Source organism: Alienimonas californiensis (assembly GCF_007743815.1).
Classification (GTDB): Bacteria; Planctomycetota; Planctomycetia; order Planctomycetales; family Planctomycetaceae; genus Alienimonas; species Alienimonas californiensis.
Genome location: NZ_CP036265.1, coordinates 996239 through 1016320, shown reverse-complemented (window position 1 = coordinate 1016320; position 20082 = coordinate 996239). Strand labels below are relative to the sequence as shown.

The 20082-nt window shown below is 70.2% G+C and carries 18 protein-coding genes; 3 read left to right on the top strand and 15 right to left on the bottom strand.

What is annotated here, in order from left to right; translation table 11 throughout:
- Positions 1 to 33 precede the first annotated feature (33 nt).
- Together cydB and CA12_RS03915 are read right to left on the bottom strand one after the other, a co-directional pair.
- Entirely contained in the window at positions 34 to 1056 is a 1023-nt protein-coding gene (cydB, locus tag CA12_RS03920; RefSeq protein WP_145357578.1) for a cytochrome d ubiquinol oxidase subunit II, read from the bottom strand.
- A gap of 51 nt (positions 1057 to 1107) precedes the next feature.
- Entirely contained in the window at positions 1108 to 2628 is a 1521-nt protein-coding gene (locus tag CA12_RS03915) for a cytochrome ubiquinol oxidase subunit I (RefSeq protein WP_145357577.1), read from the bottom strand.
- 258 nt (positions 2629 to 2886) lie between these two features.
- Here CA12_RS03915 and CA12_RS03910 point away from each other — a divergent pair, with 258 nt between their 5' ends.
- Both CA12_RS03910 and CA12_RS03905 read left to right on the top strand, forming a co-directional pair.
- Positions 2887 to 3270 (top strand): PadR family transcriptional regulator, encoded by a 384-nt coding sequence (locus CA12_RS03910; RefSeq protein ID WP_145357576.1) that lies wholly within the window; start codon positions 2887 to 2889, stop codon positions 3268 to 3270.
- A 12-nt stretch (positions 3271 to 3282) separates the two neighbouring features.
- Positions 3283 to 4890, top strand: a complete 1608-nt coding sequence (locus CA12_RS03905) for a permease prefix domain 1-containing protein (RefSeq protein WP_145357575.1) — start codon at positions 3283 to 3285, stop codon at positions 4888 to 4890.
- Here CA12_RS03905 and CA12_RS03900 read toward each other — a convergent pair.
- The 4 genes from CA12_RS03900 to CA12_RS03885 all read right to left on the bottom strand — a co-directional run bounded on the left by CA12_RS03900 (position 4874) and on the right by CA12_RS03885 (position 9525).
- Entirely contained in the window at positions 4874 to 6868 is a 1995-nt protein-coding gene (locus CA12_RS03900) for an SLC13 family permease (protein WP_145357574.1), read from the bottom strand. The two genes, CA12_RS03905 and CA12_RS03900, sit on opposite strands and share 17 nt — an antisense overlap.
- A 6-nt stretch (positions 6869 to 6874) precedes the next feature.
- Complete coding sequence (locus CA12_RS03895) at positions 6875 to 7879, bottom strand: 3'(2'),5'-bisphosphate nucleotidase (protein WP_145357573.1); 1005 nt, start codon at positions 7877 to 7879, stop codon at positions 6875 to 6877.
- A 218-nt stretch (positions 7880 to 8097) separates the two neighbouring features.
- Positions 8098 to 8427, bottom strand: coding sequence for a hypothetical protein (locus tag CA12_RS03890; RefSeq protein ID WP_145357572.1), 330 nt, complete (start codon positions 8425 to 8427; stop codon positions 8098 to 8100).
- 186 nt (positions 8428 to 8613) lie between these two features.
- Positions 8614 to 9525 carry an aminotransferase class IV gene (locus CA12_RS03885; protein WP_145357571.1) on the bottom strand — a complete coding sequence of 304 codons (912 nt, stop codon included), beginning with the start codon at positions 9523 to 9525 and terminating at the stop codon, positions 8614 to 8616.
- A gap of 169 nt (positions 9526 to 9694) precedes the next feature.
- On the opposite strand from CA12_RS03885, the gene CA12_RS03880 reads away from it, so the two are divergent.
- Complete coding sequence (locus tag CA12_RS03880; protein ID WP_145357570.1) at positions 9695 to 10603, top strand: NAD(P)-dependent oxidoreductase; 909 nt, start codon at positions 9695 to 9697, stop codon at positions 10601 to 10603.
- A 37-nt stretch (positions 10604 to 10640) separates the two neighbouring features.
- Here CA12_RS03880 and CA12_RS03875 read toward each other — a convergent pair whose 3' ends face one another.
- The 9 genes from CA12_RS03875 to CA12_RS03835 form a co-directional block, all read right to left on the bottom strand.
- Positions 10641 to 11213 (bottom strand): hypothetical protein, encoded by a 573-nt coding sequence (locus CA12_RS03875; protein ID WP_145357569.1) that lies wholly within the window; start codon positions 11211 to 11213, stop codon positions 10641 to 10643.
- The gene (locus CA12_RS03870) at positions 11210 to 12148 is read right to left on the bottom strand and encodes a DUF1698 domain-containing protein (protein ID WP_145357568.1); all 939 of its coding nucleotides are present in this window, start codon (positions 12146 to 12148) and stop codon (positions 11210 to 11212) included. The genes CA12_RS03875 and CA12_RS03870 overlap by 4 nt, the downstream gene beginning before the upstream one ends.
- Positions 12145 to 13212: a CgeB family protein gene (locus tag CA12_RS03865; protein ID WP_145357567.1), complete on the bottom strand. Its 1068-nt coding sequence runs from the start codon at positions 13210 to 13212 to the stop codon at positions 12145 to 12147. Before CA12_RS03865 ends, CA12_RS03870 begins: the two co-directional genes overlap by 4 nt.
- 4 nt (positions 13213 to 13216) lie before the next feature.
- Positions 13217 to 14311 carry a CgeB family protein gene (locus tag CA12_RS03860; protein WP_145357566.1) on the bottom strand — a complete coding sequence of 365 codons (1095 nt, stop codon included), beginning with the start codon at positions 14309 to 14311 and terminating at the stop codon, positions 13217 to 13219.
- Entirely contained in the window at positions 14311 to 15441 is a 1131-nt protein-coding gene (locus tag CA12_RS03855) for a CgeB family protein (protein ID WP_145357565.1), read from the bottom strand. The genes CA12_RS03860 and CA12_RS03855 overlap by 1 nt, the downstream gene beginning before the upstream one ends.
- Positions 15442 to 16632, bottom strand: coding sequence for a glycosyltransferase family 4 protein (locus tag CA12_RS03850; RefSeq protein ID WP_145357564.1), 1191 nt, complete (start codon positions 16630 to 16632; stop codon positions 15442 to 15444). It abuts the gene before it with no gap.
- On the bottom strand, positions 16632 to 17606 hold the full coding sequence (locus tag CA12_RS03845) for an MDR/zinc-dependent alcohol dehydrogenase-like family protein (protein WP_207622138.1): 975 nt from the start codon (positions 17604 to 17606) through the stop codon (positions 16632 to 16634). Before CA12_RS03845 ends, CA12_RS03850 begins: the two co-directional genes overlap by 1 nt.
- An 8-nt stretch (positions 17607 to 17614) precedes the next feature.
- Complete coding sequence (locus CA12_RS03840) at positions 17615 to 18808, bottom strand: NAD-dependent epimerase/dehydratase family protein (RefSeq protein ID WP_207622137.1); 1194 nt, start codon at positions 18806 to 18808, stop codon at positions 17615 to 17617.
- A gap of 104 nt (positions 18809 to 18912) precedes the next feature.
- Complete coding sequence (locus CA12_RS03835) at positions 18913 to 20046, bottom strand: NAD-dependent epimerase/dehydratase family protein (RefSeq protein ID WP_145361296.1); 1134 nt, start codon at positions 20044 to 20046, stop codon at positions 18913 to 18915.
- Positions 20047 to 20082: the final 36 nt, after the last annotated feature.

The window sequence follows — 20082 nt, the reverse complement described above, 5'->3', positions numbered from 1 at the left end:
GCCGGACTTCGCGGCCCTCGCTGACGCTTCGGGTTAGTGGTGGGTGGCCGCGTCCTCCGGGGTGACCGGGCCGCGGAAGGTCCAATAGACGATAAACGTATACGCCGCGATGAACGGCAGGCCGATCGCGGCGATGCCGGCCATCAGGGCCAGCGTCGAATCGCTGCTGGCGGCGTTCTCGATCGTCAGGCTGTGGGCCGGGTTCGGGTTCGAGACGATCATGTTGGGATAAAGGGCGACCCCGAACAAAAACACCAGTGCCGCGATCGTCCCGCCGCTGCTGAGAAAGCCTTCCCGCGGCCGGTCCCGCATCAGGCAGCGGGGGACGTTCGCCAGCGCCAGCAGGTTCAACACGACCACCAGCCCGGCCCACGGGAAGCCCTGGAAGTTGCGGGTGGCGTGCGGCACGAACGCCAGCGTCAGGCCGGTGGCGAGGAGGAACGCCGCCAGATAAATCCAGTAACAGCCCCACGCCCAGCGGGTGATGCGCTCCCGCAACTCGCCGATCGTCTTCAATCGCAGGAACATCGCCCCGTGCAGGGCGAACGCGGCGACGGCCAGGCCGCCGATCAACAGGGCGTACGGCGACAATTCGTCGACCAGCGAGCCGACGAAGATGCCGCGGGCGTTCAGCGGGACGCCATCGATGCTCGCCCCCACCGCGGTGCCGAACAGCAGCGCCGCCAGCGAACTGCTGAGCGTGAACCCCCAGTCGCAGACCCGCCGCCAGCGGCGGTGGGCGAACTTATGGCGGAACTCGACGCTCACCGCCCGAAAGATCAGGGCGAACAGCAACAGCATAAACGGGACGTAAAATCCACTGAACGCCGTCGCGTAGGCCTCCGGGAAGGCGGCGAATAGCGCCCCGCCGAACGTGACCAGCCAGACCTCATTGCCGTCCCACAGCGGGCCGATCGTTTTGACCAGCACGTTTCGATCTTCGTCGCTCTTCGCCAGCGGGTGCAGGATGCCCACCCCCAGATCGAACCCGTCCAGCACCGCATACCCCGCCAGGAGCACGCCGAGCAGCCAGAACCAGAGGGTGCCGAGGTCCATTGCGGGGGAGGAGTGAGGGGTGAAGAGTGAGGGGGAAAGAACGGGCCGAATTTAAGAAGTTCCGGGCGGGGAGCCGTCTCTCCTCCCTCCTCCCTCATTTTCCCTCCCGCCGTCCTTCGCCTCGGTCAGCGACCGATCATGGTCCGGTCGGTCCGCGGCGGCGTCGAGCAGCCCCTTCATATTGCCCTCGGCGGCCGCCGACTCGGGAAAATCCCAGTCCGGGCCGCGCGTGATCTTCGTATGCAATACCGAGACCCACACCGCGAACAGCAGCAGATCGATCAGCGCGAACATAATAATCGACCACAGCACCTGGCTCGCCTCGACCGCTTCGGAGAGGGCGTCGCTGGTTCGCAATCCGCCCATCAGCTCCCCGTCGATCAGCGACGGATAGACGACCCACGGCTGCCGCCCGACCTCCGCGGCGACCCAGCCGGCCTCGTTGGCGAGAAACGCCAGCGCCACGGCGCCCACGTAGAACCGCAACACCCATTTCTTCTCCCACAGCGTCCCCCGCCAGCGCCACCAACTGGTCAGCAGGGTGGCGCCGATAAACAGCATGCCGATCGCCACCATCAGGTGATAGGTCTGAAAGGTGATCCAGACCGGCGGCTCGCCGTAGTCCTCTTTGAGGTCGTCCAGCCCGGGGACGGCGGTCTCGAAGTCTTCGTGAACTAAAAAGGACAACCCGCCCGGCACGGCGAGGCCGAACCGCACCTCCCGCCGCTCGTCGTCCGGCCAGCCGAACAGGTACAGCGGGGCCGGCTGCTCGGTTCGATACAGCCCCTCGAACGCCGCGAGCTTCGCCGGCTGGTGCTCCGCGACGTTCTGAGCCTGAAGATGACCGCTGACGAGCTGGGCGAGGCTGGCCGTCGTGGCGAGGAGCAGCCCCCCGGTGAAGCTGCGGCGGGCGAACTCCGCGTGTCGGTTCTTTAACAGATACCAGGCGCTGACGCTCAGCACGAAGAACGCGCCGAGGACGAACGATCCGAGATACACGTGAATCAGCCGGTGGGCGGCGGAGGGGTTCGTCAGCATCGCCCAGAAATCGGTGATCTCCGCCCGTTGATAAACGATGCCGTTGATCTCCCGTTCCACCAGGGCGAAGCCGGCGGGCGTCTGCTGCCAACTGTTGGCGATCACGATCCAGACGGCGCTGAACATCCCGCCGAGGCAGACCATGCAGGTAGCGAAGAAGTGCGTTTTCGGTCCCACCCGATCCCAGCCGAACAGCAGCACCGCCAGAAATCCGCTTTCTAAAAAGAAGGCGAAGATGCCCTCCGCAGCCAGCGCGCTGCCGAAGACGTCGCCCACGTAGCGGCTGTAGGCGGCCCAGTTCGTGCCGAACTCAAACTCCATCACGATCCCCGTGACGACCCCCAGCGCGAACGTCGCCCCGAACAGCCCCGTCCAGAACTTCGCCGCGGCGTGATACCGCCCGTCCTTCGTCCACAGGTGCATCCCTTCCAGATACACCATCACCACGCTCAACCCGATGGTGAGCGGGGGGAATAAATAATGGAACATGATGGTGAGCGCGAACTGCAGTCGGCTCAACAGCAGGACGTCCATCGCGGCGTTCCTCCCGGCGGGGCGGGCCGCGGGGTGCGTCCGCCGACGCCGATTCCAATGTCGGCGTCGCCGCGTTCCGATCAACCGCCCCGCCGCCCGCGGGGCAGAATGACGCGGGGCCGAAGCGTCTCCGTTCCGCCGGGAAGAGTTTTTCGGACGGCGTCTTGCTCGCGATGTCGCGAGGCGATATCGTCAACCTTCCGCGCCCGCAATCGCCACGCGATATCGGGCGCCTTCGCCTTTCCCAAAGGCCCGCGAATGGCCTCGCCGAACGCGTCTCCCGAACGACTCTCCCCGGACCTGGTGCGGGGCAGTCTCGATTTGATGGCCCTGGCGACGCTGGCGGAGGGGCCGGCTTACGGGCTGGCCGTTCAGCAGCGGTTACGGGCCGCCAGCGGGGGATTGGTGGAGGCGAATCCCGGGACCCTGTATCCGCTGCTGCACCGGTTGGAGGCGGACGGGCTGATCGCCGCGGACTGGCGGACCGAGGAGGGGCGCCGCCGGAAGTGGTACGCGCTGACCGCCGCTGGCCGCGGCAAGCTGACCGACCGCGCCGCCCAGTGGTACGCCTATGCGGAGATGGTCCGCGGGCTGCTGGAACCGGCCGTCGGTCCGCCGGTCCTCGCCCCCAAACCGGCCTGAGAGGAGCGGATCGTGCCCGCCGAGGAGTTCGACGCCTACTTCAAGACGCTGTTCGCCCGGCTGCGGCTCAAGCCGGGCCGGCGGGCGGAACTGGCGGACGAACTGCGGGACCATCTCGAGACCCGCCTGGAAGAGCTCACCGCCGACGGCCTGCCCCGGGCCGCCGCGATTGAGCGGGCGTTGGAGGAGTTCGGCGACGCCGCGGGGCTGGCGTCGCAGATGTCGTACGCGTTCACCCTTCTCGCCCGTCGCCGCCGTCGAAAGACTCTCATGCGCGTCACCGCCTCCGCCGCCGCGACCCTCGCCTGCGGCATCGCCGTCGCCTATTTATTCGCCCCGCCCAACCGGGCCCTCGCCCCGCCGGGACCGGCCCTGGCTCAGGAGGAGTCGGACCCGCAGCAGGCCGGGCCGGAACAGGCCGCCGCCGATCCCGCGGGCGACCCGTTCGCGGACGGAGCGAGGAGCCAGCCGCCCGCCGCCTCGCCGGACGAGGCGAAGATGGCGGCGTTGGAGAAGGCCCTGAACGCCCCGACGGAACTCGACGCGCGCCCAGGGGATACGATCGCCGAGGCGCTCGACGGTCTTGCCGCGCAGCACAACATCGTCATCCTGCCGGACCAGCGTACCCTCAACCCGGAGGGGATCGATTTGCGAGACCTGCCGATCGAGAACCCGCCGAAGTTGAGCGGGTATTCGCTGCGGACGGCGTTGGACGTTTTGCTGTCCACAATCAGTGACGCCTCTCTCGCCGCCATGCCCCGGAACGGCATTCTGTATATCACCACGCAGGAGGCGGCAGGACGAAATCTGGAAACCCGCATCTATAACGTCCGCGATCTGTTGGCCGACGTGCGGACGTCGCCCGCCGGCGGTCTCGGCGGCGTCCCGGGCGCGTTCGGCGGCGGGCAGGAGGGCGGGGGCGGGATGTTCAGCCTGCCGCCGGTTCAGAACCAGTTCGGCGAAGGGATGGGTGGCGGAATGGGCGGCGGAATGGGCGGGTTCGGGGCCGGACGGCCGAGCACGGGACTGCCGGCCGGGGCGGCGGACGATCTGGTAAACATGATTCTGTCCGTCACCGGCGGCGAGGCGTTCGGCGGGCCGTGGCTGATCACGGACGGGCAGGGCGGCTCCATCGAGCACTTCAACGGCCTGCTGGCCGTTCGGCAGACCGCGGCGGTGCACCGCCAGATCGAGGAACTGCTCGACTCGCTCCGCCGCAGCGCCGAGGAACGCGGCTGGGACGCTGCGGCACCCGGCGTGCCGACTGCCGCGGCGCCGAGCGGCGCCGAGACTTCGTCTCTGACCATTGTGGTGGGCCCGAACGGCATTCTCTCGATCGACGGCGAGGAGGGCCTCACCCCCGAACGCATCCGCGTGGCGTTGAAGAATCTGGCGACGACCGCTCCGCAACGCCGGGTCGTCATCGAGGCCGAACGGAATGTGCCCTCCCGAGCGGTGCAGGAGACCCTCAAGCTGCTGTCCGGCGAGGGGCTGGACAACGTCGCCCTCCGCGCCAAGCCCGCTCCGGCCGGCGGCGACCCGTTCGGCGCCCATCCGGCCGGCGGCGACCCGTTCGGCACCCCGGCCGGCAGCGGCTCGACGGCTATTCCCCGGTATTGACGACCGCCGTGGCCGGCGCCCCACCGTCGTCCTCGGCCCGGGCGGCCGGGGGCGGATCGGCGGCCGGGGTCGCCGGCTCGAAGGGCCAGACCTGCGGGACGACGAGCATCGTCACCGCGAACACCAGCGCCGTCAGCGGGAGGCCCAGTCGCAGGTAATCGCTCGTTTTATAACCCCCGGGGCCGTAGACCATCAGGTTCGTCTGGAAGCCGACCGGCCCGGCGAACACGCCGCTGGCGGCGGCCATCACCGCGATCACGAACGGCAGCGGGTTCAGGTTCAATCCGTTCGCCACCGCCAACGCGATGCCGAAGGTCAGCACGCCCGCGGCCTTGGCGGTGATGAGGTTCGCCAGCACGGCGGTCAGCAGGAACGTCACCGCGAGTTGGGCGTAGGGGTTGGGCCCCGCCAGGGCGGTGAGGTGGTGGGCGAGGTAGTCGTCGGTGCCGCTGCTCTGCAGGGCGGCGCCCAGGCCCAGACCGGCGGCCATGGTGATGAGCACGCTCCAGTCGACGGCCCGGCGGGCCTCGCTGATCAGCAGGCAGCGGGAAAAAATCATCGCCCCGCAGGCGATCGCCGCCGCCAACGCCGGCGGGACGTCGAAGAACATCGCCGCGACCATCGCCGCCAGAATCACGCGGGCGATCCAGGCTTTATGGAACCGCGGGGGGACGCTGTCCGCCACGCCGGAGACCAGGAAGAAATGCTTGCCGAACCGCCGCAGCTTCACGAAACCCGGCGGGGCTTCCAATAACAGGGTGTCGCCGGGCCGTAGGCGGATGTCGCCGATCTTGCCGACGACCCGCTCTCCGCCGCGGGCCACGGCGATGATGGCGGCGTTGTAATGGCTGCGGAACCGGCTCTCGCGGACGGTGCGATCCAGGAACGGGTAGCCGTCGGAGACGACCGCCTCCACCAGTTGCCGGGCTCCCTGGCCCTCGCTGGGGGTGTCGAGCTTGAAGGTCTGATCGGCCGCCGGGGTGAGGCCGGGCAGGCGGCGGAGGTCCTTCACGCTGTCCACGGCGCCGACGAACACCAGCCGGTCGCCGGCCCGCAGGCGCTCGTTCGGCCCGACCGCGGCGACGACCTGCTCCACGTGCGTCGGCGCCCGCGGCGGCCCCGCGGCGGCGCCGGGCGGGGCGTCGTCGTCCGCCGCGTTGCCGGTCGTATCGGCGGGCACGTCGCGGCCGATCTCCAATAAATACGCCCCCGGCAGGTGGCGTAGGCCGGCGCCCTCGACGGTCTGGCCCACCATCGGGCTATCGGGTTGAAGGGTCATCTCCACGACGTACTCGCGGGTGTCGCGGAGGTTCGCCCCGGCCGGGGTGCGGTCCGGCAGGAGCCACTTCGAAGCGACCGCCAGAAACGCCACCCCCAGCACCGCGCAGGGCAGGCCGACCCAGGTGATGTCGAATAATTCCAAGCCCGGGTGCGTGCCGCCGTCCGCCGTGGGGAGCTTGACCAGCTCCCCGTTCAACACCAGCAGCGTGCTCGTGCCGATGAGCGTGCACATGCCCCCCAGCACCGCGGCGAAGGAGAGCGGCATCAGCACCTTGCTGGGGCTCATGCCGTGGCGCTTCGCCCAGTCGCTGACGACCGGCAGCGCCGCGGCGACCACGGGGGTGTTGTTGAGAAAGGCGCTGACGAACGCCGCCGGCGCCGCCACCCGCAGTACGGCACTCGTCGTGCCGGAGGGCCGCCCCAGGAGTTGGCGGCCGGCGTATTCCACGGCCCCGGTCTGCCGCAGTCCCTCGGCGACCGCGAATAAAATGCCGACCGCCGCCAGGCCCGGGTTCCCCAGGCCGTCCAGCGCCCCGGGCTCCCCGTAGGTGCCGCTGAGCGGCACCACCCCGCAGGCGACCAGCAACACCAACCCGCCGCACAGCACGGCGTCCGGGGCGGCGGTCGTCGCCACCAGCGCGACCACGCAGGCGGCCAGCACGCTGAGGGTGAGGCCGATGTCGAAGTTGAGCGGCACGGCGAATTAGGGCCGCGGGGCCAACACGGCGGCGGCGGCCTCCAGCACGGCGTCGTGCAGCGGGCCGTTGGTGGCGATCACCCCGCGGTTCCGCTCCAGGCCGCGGCCGTGGGTGAAGTCCAGCGGTCGGCCGTCCACGTCCGTCACCCGCCCGCCGGCTTCCTCAATCACCGCCACGCCGGCGGCGTGATCCCAGATGCGTTCCACGTACCCCGGCCGGGTGGGCAGCCGGAGATAGATCTCCGCCCCGCCGCGGGCGACCTCGGCGTATTTGGCCTGCGAATCGAGCCGCAGCGGCTCCGCGGAGACGCCCAACCGCGCGGCGATCTCCGCGGCGGCGCCGTGGGCGGTGTGGCCGGACTCCACCGATTCGCAGACCCGGGCCGCGGCCGGATCGGCCTGGGGGGAGGTGAAAATCGCGGTCGGGGTGGAGTTCGTTCCCAGCGACCGCACCGTCGCCCCGTCGCCCCGCCGGGCGGCGAATAGCGCCCCGGTGTCGCCGGCGTCGTCCCCGCCGTTCCGCGGCAGGTTCGGGCAGGCGAGCACGCCGACGGTCGGCACGCCGTTCTCGATCAGGGCGATCGCCACCGCGTACTGCCCGCCGCGGAGAAACCCCTTCGTGCCGTCGATCGGGTCGACGGTCCAGAACCGCCCGCCGCCCTCGGCGCCGCCGCGGTCGATCCAGCCCAGCACGTCGTCCAGGGTGGCGGCGGGCAGGTCGAACTGACGGCCGGCGAGGTTCACCGCGTCGAGCACCTGCGAGGCGAACTTCGCCTGCTCCCCGCTCCGCAGGGCGGCGGCGTCTTCCTCGCCGACGACCGGGTCGTTCGGGAACGCCTCCGCCAGCGCCCGGCAGACGAGGGCCTGGGCGGCGAAGTCCGCGACGGTGACGGGGCTTTTGTCCGACTTATCCAGCGCGGAAGGATCGGCGGCGGAGCGGACGGCCCGGCAGGCCGCCGCGGCCCACCGACCGGCCTGCACAGCGGCGGCGAGAGCGACGGATTCAGGCATAACGAGCGACACGAACGAAGAACGACGGACACGACCGCGCGGCGGGGCGCGGCAGTCTAGTCGGTCCGCCCGCCGCCCGTCATCTGCGACCGACGGCGACCGGGCCGCGACCGGGGGGGCGAACCGGCGGCGCACAAAAAAAGGAGCCCCGCACGTGGCGGGGCTCCCGGAAAGACATCGACGCGAGTCTGAGCGACGGACGGGCCGTTCGCTCCGGTTCAGCGACGAATGTTGAGGAAGAAGTTCCGCGTGCCGATCGTCAGTCCGCGGCTGGAGCCGAAGCCCCGGTTATAACCGTAGCCCCGGTTGAAGGAGCCGTAACCGCGACCGTAGCCGTAGCGGGAGCCGTAGTACCCGCGGTTGTAGCCGTGGGAGGAGCCGCGGTAGTGCCCGCCGTGATAGCCATAGCTCGGCGCGCCGTGGTAGCCGTGAAAACCGCTGTGACGGTGACCGCGGTCGCCGGCCTCCGCCGCGTTCGGGGCAGCCAGCAAGCCGACGCCCAGCAGTGCGGCGGCGGCAACGAATTTGGGAAGGAGTCGGGACGACATGGGTGTCTCGCAATGAGGGGAAGGCAGCGGGGGCTGCGGTTCGCGCCGCCCCGCTCCTTCGTATCCGCAGGATCGATGCCAGTTTAAACAGGCATCGCAGTAAATTACTGCTGTAGAATGAGTTACTGATGTTTTGCGGCCATGAGGACGCGGGGGCGAGTTGTCGCGGACCCGCGCCTAGCGTCGTCAGAATGACGTCGGTTTGTTCAGCCCCGCGCTCTCGACCAACCGCTCCCAGGCGGTCGTCAGCGTCCGATAGACCGAGCCTACCGTCCCGGCGCCCACCGGCCGGCCGTCGATGCGGACGACGGGCCATAGCGTCGGCGTGGTGGAGGCGACGAGCGCCTCGTCCCCCGCGCACAGGTCCGCCACCGTCAGCGGGCGTTCCTCCCACTGAAAGCCGAGGTCCGTCGCCACTTCACGAGTGACGGCCTGGGTGACCCCCTCCAGCGTGCCGGCCCGCGGCGGGGTGCGAATCGTGCGGCCGCGGACGCTCAGGACGTTGCCGGTGTCGGTTTCCGCGACCGTGCCGTCGAGGTGTAGGAGCAGCGGTCTGGTCCCCGGGTCGATCGCGGCGGCCTGTCGGGCGGCGATCCGCCAGTGCAGCCGGCTGCGGGTCTTGATGTGCGGATCGAGGCAGGCCGCGGGGATCTGCCGCGTCGCCGGCACGACCAGCCGCACCCCGTCCTGATAGTCCGCCGCGAACCGGCCGGCCTCCAGAACCGTCGTCGTTACCCCCGCGACGGAAGGTCCCCCCGGCGATCCGGCGGAGACGAACAGGCCAACGCTCAGTTCATCCCCGGGGCCGCCGGTGCGTTCCAGCAGGGCGAAGTTATGCCGCACGACCGCGGCGATCGCCTCCGCCAGTTCCTCCCGCGGACCGGGTAGGTCGATGAAGGCCGCGGCGGCGCTGCGTTCCAGGCGGTCGAGGTGCCGGTCGACGGCGAACGGGACCCCGCCGAACGTCCTCAGCCGCTCCGTCACCGCCGCCCCGCCCGTCACCAGGCCGTCGTCCAGCGGCAGGGCCGCCTCCGCCGCGGGCAGCAGTCGGCCGCCGAGATAGGCGAGGGGTTCGTCGATCGGCACGGCGGGGGGCATGCGGCCACTTTAGAAGATTGTCCAGCGCCTTGCGTTACCAACCCGAAGCGTCAGCGAGGGCGTCGGGCGCCGCCCGACGAGGCGTCTCTCCGGTGTGCGGAGGCCCTCGCTGACGCTTCGGGCTAGTGTTGGGAACAATCTTTCATCCTTCCCCCATCCGCCCGTCGATATGTCGCCCGTCTCCCCCGAAACGACCCGCCTCGGCTGGATCGGAACCGGCGTGATGGGCGCCGCGATGGCCGAGCGGCTGCTGGACGCCGGGTACGCCCTCACGGTTTATAATCGCACCCCGGCGAAGGCCGAGCCACTGACGGCGAAGGGGGCGACGCTCGCCGAGAATCCCCGGGCCGTGGCGGAGAACAGCGACGTGACGATCACGATCGTCGGCTATCCGCACGACGTGCGGGCCGTCGTCTTAGGGGAGGACGGGGCGCTCGCCGGGGCCGCGGCGGGTTCGATCCTGGTCGATATGACCACCAGCGCCCCCGCGTTGGCCGTGGAGATCGCCGAGGCCGCCGCGGCCAAGGGCGTGCAGAGCCTGGACGCCCCCGTCAGCGGCGGGGACGTGGGGGCGAAGAGCGGGGCGCTGTCCATCATGTGCGGTGGGGACGCGGACGTCTTTCACGCTCTCGCCCCGCTGTTCGACGTGCTGGGGAAGACCGTCGTCTTGCAGGGCGGCTCCGGCGCCGGGCAGCACACGAAAATGGTCAATCAAACCCTGATCGCCTCCAATATGATCGGCGTCTGCGAGGCGCTGGTCTACGCCGACCGGGCCGGGCTGGATTTGGAGACCGTCTTGAAGAGCGTCAGCGGCGGAGCGGCGGGCTCGTGGAGCCTGTCGAACCTGGCTCCGCGGATGTTGAAGGGCGATTTCGCCCCGGGGTTCTATGTCGAGCACTTCCTCAAAGACCTCGGTCTGGCGTTGAGCGAAGCCGATCGCATGCACCTCTGCCTGCCGGGCCTGGCCCTCGCCCGGCAGCTCTACAACGCCGTCGCCGCGGCCGGCGGCGGGCGGGACGGCACCCAGGCGCTGGTGCGGGTCGTCGCCGACCTCAGCGGCCGGCGCTGGGGCGAATAAACACGCTCTTGCACATTGTTGAACAACAGGTTGTTGATCAATGCGCCCCGGCGGGCGACGCCGTTTCCGCGGCGTCCGGGCGGCCGTCGACGACCGGGGCGTCCTGCGCGAGCAGGCTCTGCAGTTCCCGGATCAGGGCGTCGGGGTCGGTGCGTTCGGAGAGATCCGCCAGCGCCGAGTGCAGGCCGTCCTCGTCGGACTCCCGATCGGGCAGCTTGCCCAGCGCCGCGTAGCTCACCGCGTGGACGAACCACTCCTCCTGAGCGTTCTCGTTCCAACCGGGCTTGATCTTCGGGGTCTCCGACCAGGTGCCGTGGGCGTCGCGCCAGATCACCCGAGACCCCCGCGGGTCCCCGTAGTACCGCAGCCCGACGAGGTGGTGCGTTAATTCATGCAGGAGGCGATGGCGGGCGGGGGTGACGCCCAGCCGTTCGGCATGAACGCAATCCTCGGGCACGGGGCCGCAGCCGCTGGTCTTGCCGTCGGGGTAGCGGGTCAGCGCCACGCCCTCGCCCAGATCGAACCGGAGTTCGAACTGCGGCCAGCGATAAACCCGCACGTTCTCCTGGTCCTGGCCGGCGGCGGCCCGGCCGTCGGTCGTCTCGTTCATTCGTTGCTCTCCTCAGTAACGCTCCACGCGGAGGGGGACCCGGAGGACAGGTCGGACAATGAGCCGGCGGTCTCGCCCGGCCTGTCGAGTCGTCCGGTGGCGGCCCGGCACTCTTCGTCGCGAAGACGGTCGTTATCGTCCCCATCCGACCGGCGGCGACAGAGAAAGACTTCCTGTTCCGGGATTTCGGCGGCGATTTCAAATCCGGCGCTCCGCAGCATCGCCCGGCAGGCGGGGGCGTCGGCGAGGAACCAGTTGGTGGGGTCGTCCTCGAAATCGCGTTCGATAAAGGCCAGCGTCGGCCACCCCGGGGCGCGAAGGGCCGCCCGCTCGCCAATCCGCACGTTGCTGGGGTCCTTAACGCCGAGACCTCGCGGGGCCTTGGCGTTCGAATCGTCCTCAGGCAGGGTGAGGGTCTGAAAGACCATCAGCCCGCCCGGGGCGGTCCGATCCGCCAGCAGATCCAAGGCGAGCAGCGGATAACGCAGGTGATAGAGCACCCCCATAAACCAGACGACGTCGAACCGCTCCGGCTCGTCGGGCGTCGGTCGGGCGAGGTCGTAGACGCTGCCCTGACGGAACCGCGGCGGGTTCGCCGGGAGGGCGCCCGCCTCGGCGAGCCGCCCCGCCGCCCAGCGGGCCTGCTCCAGATAGCGCGGGTCGTGGTCGATCGCCGTCACCGCCGCCCCGCGGCGGGCCAGTTCGATCGCATAAAATCCCGCGTTGCAGCCCACGTCCAGCGCGTGCGCCCCGGAGAGGTCCGCGGGCAGATGCGGTTCGATCGCCTCCCATTTGAAGCGGGGAAAGTCGCCCAGCGGGTGGTCCGGGGCGGTGTGCAGCACGCCGCCGGCCCCGTCGGGCAGCGACAGGTTATGAAACCACGGCCCGGGCGGGGCGTCCGGCGGGAGGTGGGCGGCGGCGGATTGAAGAGTCACGCGGCGGCCCGGTCTTGAAGATGTTGAATGAGTTGGTCGGCCCGACCGTCGGCCGTGTGTTCGGCGAGGACCCGGCGGCGGGCGGCGGCGCCGATCGCGGCGCGGTCCGCCTCGGACGTCTCGGTCAGCCAGCGACGGACGTCCGCGGGAGAATCGGCAATGAAAATCTCTTTTCCCTCCTCGAGCAACTCCCCTAATCCGGCCCAGCGGTCGGAGATCACGGGCGTGCCGCACGCCGCCGCCTCGAACAGCCGCACGCTGGGGGCGTAGCCGGCGGCGATCATGTCCGCCCGGGTCACGTTCAGCGTGAACCGCTGCCGATTATAAAACCGGGCGTGCTCCGCGGGGGGAAGGTGATCGGTTCGCTCCACGTTCGCCGGCCAGTCAATCTCGGCCGGATACTGCGGCCCGGCGACGGCGAAGCGGCGCTCCGGCAGGGCCCGGGCCGGTTCGATCAAAAAGCGGTTGACCGTCGGCTGGCGGTCGGCGCTCCAGGTGCCCAGATAACCGAGGTCCAGGTCCCGCTCGATCGCGTCGTCCGGCTGATAAAGGTCCGGGTCGACGCTGCAATACAGCGGCCGGGCGGCGGGGGAGCCGAACTCCTGTTCCAACCGCCGCAGCGTCGGCCCGCCGGTAAAGCTGAGGTACAGGTCGTACCGGGGGATCAAGTCCGGGGCGAGATATTCAAAGTCCCCCGCGGCGAGCTTGGCGAGGGTGACGGGGGTGTCGATGTCGTAGAACGCGGAAACGCCCCCGGCGGTCGCCGTCGCCCATTCGCCGATCGCCACGCCGTCCGGCACGTAGCTGCCGACGATCACCGCGTCCGCGGTTCGCACAGCCTCAGCGAAGCGTTCACGGGCCTCCCCGACCGAGTGATAGAGCGCCAGTTCGCAGAACGGCGGCGCCGGCAGGTCGCGGTGCCCGGCGTACCAGGGCACGTCCCGTTCGCAGAACAGCACGGAATGACCCTCGACGTGCAATGCTTTGAGCAGCGCCCGGTAGGTCGTCGCGTGGCCGTTGCCCCAACTGGAGGTGACGGACAGTCCGAAGATGACAATTCGCATCGGCTTATCCCCTCACCAGTTCGCCGGTGAGTAATTCTTCCACCCGCACGGCCCGGCGGTCGTAGGTGTGCTCCGCGAGGACCCGTTTGAGCGCCCGCTCGCCGATTTTCCTCGACGACTCCGGCGTCAGGGCTTGGAGATGCTCCGCCACGTCCCGCCCGTCCTCCGCGACCAATACCTCCCGCCGCGGTTCGAGGAACCAGTCGATGCCCTCCCAGTCGTCCGTGATGAGGCAGGCGGAAGCGCCCGCCGCTTCGAACACCCGCGTCGCGGGGCTGTAGCCGACCGCGGCCATGCTCTCCCGGGAGACGTTCAACACGGCCAGCGGGGTGCGGTTCAGGGCGTTGTGATCGACCGTGGAAACGTGCCCCAGCGGGCGGACGTTGGGCGGCAGATCGACGTTCTCCCCCCACCCGCTGCCGCCCAACAAAAACGTGCGATCCGACAGGGCGCGGGCGGCGCTCAGGAAGAACTCGCCGACGCGGGCCTCCCGGTCCGGCAGGCGATTGCCGAGGAAGGCGAGGTCCGCGGCGAAGCGGTCGTCCGGCGGGACGGGGTGATGGGTGGAGGGGTCGAGGGCGTTATAGATCGGCTCGCACCGGCGGGCGCCGAGGGCGGTATAGGCTTTCACCACCGGCGGGCCGCCGCCGTAGGTGAAGACGGCGTCGTATTGCGGGACAAGGCGCCGGAACGGGTCGTTGGCGTCTGCGTGCATGCGGGCCAGGGTGGCAGGGGCGTCCACGTCCCAGAAGATCCGCAGCGTCTCCGGCCCGCCGAGCGTCGGCACGGCGGCTTCTAATAACTCGTCGAACACCCCCACGCCGCTGGCTTTGACGATCACGTCCGCGGAGGCCGCCGCGTCCAGGCCGCGTCGCACGCCGTCGTTTCCTTCTCCCTCATAGACTACCACCGTCGCCCAGGACGGGTCTGGCATATCCCGGTGGGCCTGCCGACCGAAGGCGTCGGGCTCGTAAAACGTCACCCGGTGCCCGCGGTCGTGCAGGGCCTTGACGATCCCGCGATAATAGGTCGCGGCGCCGTTCCAATAGGCGCTGACCAGCGAGGAGCCGAAAAAGGCGATGTTCAATCCCGCCGCCATCACAGCCCCCCGCAATCAAGTTCGTTCAGGATCGCCAATAACTCCTCCGCCCGGTGGTCGCAGGTGTGACGGGCGAGAATAGTCTCCCGACCGTGCTCCGCGAGGTTCGCGGCGAGGCGGTCGTCGTCCATAACCCGGCGAATCTGCTGGGTCATCTCCGCCCCGTCGGCGGCGGTGAGGTAGTCCCGGCCGGGGGCGAACAGGTCTTCGGCGTCCTGCCAGGGGCTGCAAATCAGGGGCAAATCGCAGGCGAGGGCCTCGAACGGCCGGATCGTCGGCACGCCGGGCAGCGTTTTGACGTACGGACCGCGGGGGACGTGCACGGTCAGCCGGGCCTCGCTGAAGGCCTGCGGCACCCGGTGATTGGGCAGCCAGCCGGCGTACTCGCACCCCGCCGCCCGCAACGCCTCCTTCGCCGATTCCGGGTAGCGCACGCCGTGGACGCGGGCGTTCAGGTTCAGCGCTCTCACCGGGCCCAACAAAAACTGGCCCAGTTCGGCGGTGCGTTCGCCGTCGCCCCAGTTGCCGACCCAGACGAGATCTCGCTCCTTCTCGACCGGGGCCGGGGCGGGGGTGAAGAGGGTGACGTCGGCCGCTTCGTGCCAGACCCAGGCCCGGTCGTGCCAGCGGCGACGCCGATAAATCTCCGCGATCACCCGGCCGAAGGCGAGCACCCCGTCGTAGCCGGCGAGATCGTAGCGGCTCATATCTTTCGGCGCGCTGGCGGCCCGGTGGTGGGTGTCGTGAAAGAGCAGTTTGAAACTGCTGCGGCCCTCCCCCCGGGCGACGCGCCGCCGGCCCAGCCGGGCGACGAGCGCCGGGTCGTTCCATTCGTGCACCAGCACGGCGTCCGCCCGGTCCAGCACGGCGTCGAGCGGCTCCCCGGCGAAGCGTTCGTAATTTGGATCGTAGAACTTCGCCGACAGGTCCGGGAACTGCGCGGCGAACTCCCGCGTGGGGGGCAGGCCGTGGTCGCTCAGCAGGTTTTGCAGGCTCCAGCCGTTGGACGGCTCAAACGACTCCACGCTATGCCCGCGGGCCTGCAACGCCCGGATCACGCCCCGCAAAAAGTGGGCGTTGCCGTGGTTCCAGTCCGAAACGAGCGAGTGGGTGAAATAAACGAGGTGCATCTAAAACGCCCCCCCGGATGCGGCCGCCGCAAGCTCCGGCGTTTGAGGCGCGTCGCCGCACAATTCCTGATACGTCGCCAGATACCCGTCGATCATCGCGGCGCGGGTGTAGCGCTGCGCCCGCTCGCCGGCGGCGAGCATGCGGTCGGCCAGTTCCTCGCCGTACCTCAGCGCATTGTGAACTCCGTAAAACAGGGCCTCCCGGTCGTCCGGCGGGACGTAGATCGCCGCGTCGCCCCAGACCTCCCGCAGGCTCGGCAGGTCGCCCAGCACGAGGGCGCAGCCGTGGTTCGCCGCCTCCAGCGGGGTGAGGCCGAACGGTTCGTACTTCGCCGGCAGGCAATAGACGAGCGCGCCCCGATACGCCGCCGCCATCTGGTCGGCGTTCAACCGGCCGAGGAACTCCACGCCCGACGGCGGGGCGCCGGACGACGCGGCGCCGTCCGGCGAGGGCAGTCCGGCCATTTTGACGGGGCAATCCAGCCGCGGGGCGACCTCCGCCAGCGCCGCGAGGTTCTTCGCCTCGTCCCAGTACCGCCCCGCGGCGAAGACGTAGGGCGAGCGGTGGGGCGTCAGCCCCCCGTGTTCAGCCCGTTCGTCGCGCGCAGCACGGAGGGCTGACGCCCCCTCGCTCGCCGGATCGCCCAGCCCGTTATGAATCGCCCGTGGGGCGGGGAGGGGGCCGAAGCGGGTCTCTAATTGTTCCAGCATCCAAGCCGTCGGCGCGGCGACGGCGTCCGCCCCCCGCAGGCCGGCGGCGACGGCCCGGCGGTAGGCGTTCCATTCGTCCCCCGCTTCGCAGCCCCGCACCGCGGCGTGCCAACTGCACACGTCGCTGTGACCGACGACGAGCTTCGGCGCTCCGCCGAAGTCTTGGGCGCCGTGCGTGAATTCATTGAGGTGCACCACGTCCGGCCGCAGTTCCTCGCAGAGCCGTTCGAGCTGATCTCCGAAGGCCCGCACGTCGGCGGCGGGGTCCGGCATCCATTCCAGTTTGAAGGCCGTGGCGTGCAGGGCCACGCCCGGCAACCGCTCCACGGCGGCCCGCTGGTCCTCCGTCGGCAGGCCGCCGCTGGTCGCCAGCGTGACCCGATGGCCGCGCTCGCCCAGCCCGCGGCAGAGTTCGAGCGCCTGCGTCCACACGCCCCCGCAGGTGTCGGCGGTCATCAGGATGTGCAGAGGGGCCGGCATCACTCCGCCCCCCGCATGTCCAGCCAGCCCTTGAGGAAGCCGTCGGGGCGGCCGCCGAGGGCGGCGAAGGCGTCGGCGACGCCCACGTCGGTGAAGGCAAATCGATGGGTCAGCAGCGGCGCCGGGTCGAGGGTTCCGTCCGCCACCAGTTCCGCGGCCCGCTGCATGCCGCGGGTATAGACCTGCGGGTCGCGTTCGTGGGCGTTGATCACGTCGATCCCCCGCCAGTTCCAGCTTTGCAGGTTCACGCTGCGGAGGCCGTCCTGGTGATAGCCGGCGATCACCAGCCGGCCGCGGACCTTCACCAACTCCGCCGCGACGTCGAGCGGTTGCTGGAGTCCGGTGCATTCGATCACGACGTCGGCGCCCTCGTCTCCGACGGACTCCCGCACCGCGGCGATTGTCTCCCAGTTGTCTCCCAGCGTCACGCGCTGCTTCGCCCCCTGACTCTCCGCGACTCCCAGCGAGAAGTCCCGGCGACTCACGGCGGTCACGTTCGCCCCGGCGTTGGTCACCAGCCGAACGAGGATCGCGCCCAGAAAGCCGACGCCTACCACCACGACGTTCATTCCCGGTTCGATCCCCGACCGGGCGAAGACGTTCACCGCACAGGCCAGCGGCTCGGCGGGGAAGGGCCCCGTCGCGGGGGAGCCGTCGGCGGCGGCGGCCGGCAGGCGGGCGAGGTTGGCGGCGGGGCAGACGTCGAACTCCGCGTAGGCGGCGTCGCTCATCAGGCCCACGCGGTCGCCTTCGCTCCAGCCCGTCACCCCGGAGCCGAGGGCGTCGATCACGCCCCAACCCTCGTGGCCGGGGGAGCCGGGCGGGCGGGGGTACTCGAACCAGTCGCGGCCTTCGAAGACCGGCAGGTTGGAATGGCACACGCCACAGCCGTCCAGCCGCACGCGCACGCCGTTCGGCGGCGGGTCGGGCAGGGGGACGTCGGTGAGTTCGACGCGGCCGGGGGCGGAGAGCACGGCGGCTTTCACGTCGCGGCCAGTGCGGCTTGAGGTTCCCGAACGCCGGCCACGCCGGCGGCGCCGGCGCTGGGGACGGCGGATTGCGGCTCGACATGCTCGGCGAGCCAGCCGACCAGATCGGCCAGCCCGTCCCGCCAACTCATCCGCGGGCTCCACCCGAGGGCGCTCCGCAGGCGGGCGGTGTCGGAGACGTACCACCGCTGATCGCCGGTCCGCCAGGGGCCGTCCGTCACCTCGACGGGGGCGCCGACCGTCTCGCCGAGCGCCGCGACGACCTGTCGGAGGCTGACCGCGTTCGCCGGGCCGCCGCCGACGTTGAAGGCCCGGCCGGCGGTGCGGCGGGGGTCGTCGAGGGCGGCCCGCATCGCCCGGACGAGGTCGGATACGTGCAGCACGTCGCGCACCTGGCGGCCGTCGCCGTAGAACGTCACCCCTTCGCCCCGCAACGCGGCCCGGGCGAAGTGGGCCACCCAGCCCTGATCCTCCGTCCCGAACTGGTGCGGGCCGTAGATGCAGCTCATGCGGAACACCGTCGCCGGCAGGCGATAGGTGCGGGCGTAATCGAGCACGTACTGGTCCGCGCAGCCCTTGCTGCATCCGTAGGGGCTGTGAAAGTCCAGCGGGCGGGACTCGTTCACGCCGTCGGCGGCGAGGCGGCGGTCGGCGGGGCGGTAGCGATCGGCCTCGCCGTCGCCGTTCCGCGACGGCTCGCCCCCCAGCAGCGTTTCGATCCCGCCGAGGTCCCCGTAAACCTTATTCGTACTGGTGAACAGCAGGGGGATGTCGCGGCCGCAGTTCTGTTCCGCCCGGACCGCCTCGAGCACGTTGAGCGTGCCGCGGGCGTTAATGTCAAAGTCGTTCAGGGGGGCCGTCAGGCTGGTGGTGACCGCCACCTGCGCCGCGAAGTGATAAACCCGGGAACAGCCGCGGACCGCCTCGTTCACGGCGGCGGCGTCGCGGACGTCGGCCCGGCGGAACTCCACGGCGGGGAAGCGGCTCTGGAGCCAGCGGAGGTTCTTTTCCACGCCCGGCCGGCTCAGGTCGTCCAGCACGCGGACGGCGACGCCGTCGGCGAGGAACGACGCGGCGACGTTGCACCCCACGAAGCCGGCGCCCCCGGTAATCAGGACCGGCCGGGAGGCGGCCCCTGGGCCAGCCCCCCGCGAGAATCTCGGGGCCGTAATGCTGCGGTCGGACACGAACTCGATCGGGGGGTGCGGGGAATGGGAGTGAGTGGACGCGGCGGCGGCCGCGGGACGAACGGCAATAACGAACGACCAGGGGGACGGGGAACGAACAGGAGTTAAACGACCAGTCCGCGGGCCTCCAATTGGCCGCGGGCGTGGTCGACGCGGTCCTCGGCGGTCTGGTCTTTCAACCAGCCGGCGAGTTCGGCGAGACCGTCGGCGAACTCCGTCCGCGGCTCGTAGCCCAGCGTGCGGCGGGCGGCGGAGATGTCCGCGAAGCAGTGCCGGATATCGCCCACGCGGTAGCGGTGCGAGACCTCCGGGGCGAGGTCCGTGCGGCCTAATGTCTCCGCCAGCGCCGCGGCGATCTCGTTGACGGTCACGCTCCGCCCGCTGCCGACGTTTAAAACGGACCCGGGGCGCTGCGGGGCCTGCTCCGAGGCGAGGTGACAGGCGGCGGCGACGTCGTGTACGCTGACGAAGTCCCGCCGCTGTTCGCCGTCTTCAAAGATCACCGGCGGACGACCGCTCAGCAGCCGGGAGGCGAAGATCGCCAGCACCCCGGTATAGGGATTGGACAGCGCCTGCCGCGGGCCGTAGACATTGAAGAACCGCAGGGCGATCGTGGGGATGTCGTAGGCGGCGCCGAGAATAATTCCCAGTCGCTCCTGGTCGTATTTGGAGAGGGCGTAGACGCTGGTGGCCTCCGGCGGTTCGGCCTCGGTCGTGGGGACCGGCGTCAGCGGGGCGCCGTCCGGGCCGAGGACCTCCCACTGATGCCGTTTGAGTTGCTCGACCGGCCGGGGCGAGGCGTGAACCGCGGCGCCGTCGCGGTCGACGAAACTCCCCTCGCCGTAAACGCTCATGCTGCTGGCGACCACCAGCGACTCGACCGGCCGTTCAATCAGGGCCTCCATTAAAACGGCCGTGCCGAGATTGTTCACCGCGGTGTAGCGGGCGACCTCATACATGCTCTGGCCGACGCCCACCGCGGCGGCGAGGTGCACCACGCGGTCGCAGCCCTTTAAAGCCGTCTTGACCGCCTCGGCGTCCCGCACGTCGCCGACGTGCAGGTCGACCCGATCGTCGAGGTACGCCGGACGACGCTGCGCCGCCGCCGCCGCCTCGCCGTGGACCTGGGGGTCCAAATTATCCAGAACCCGCACGGCCTGCCCGTCCGCGAGCAGCCGGTCGGCGAGGTGCGAACCGATAAAGCCGGCTCCGCCGGTGATCAGCGTATGAATTGGCAAACCGGGCAAACTCCGCTGCGGTGGCGCTCGGTGGAG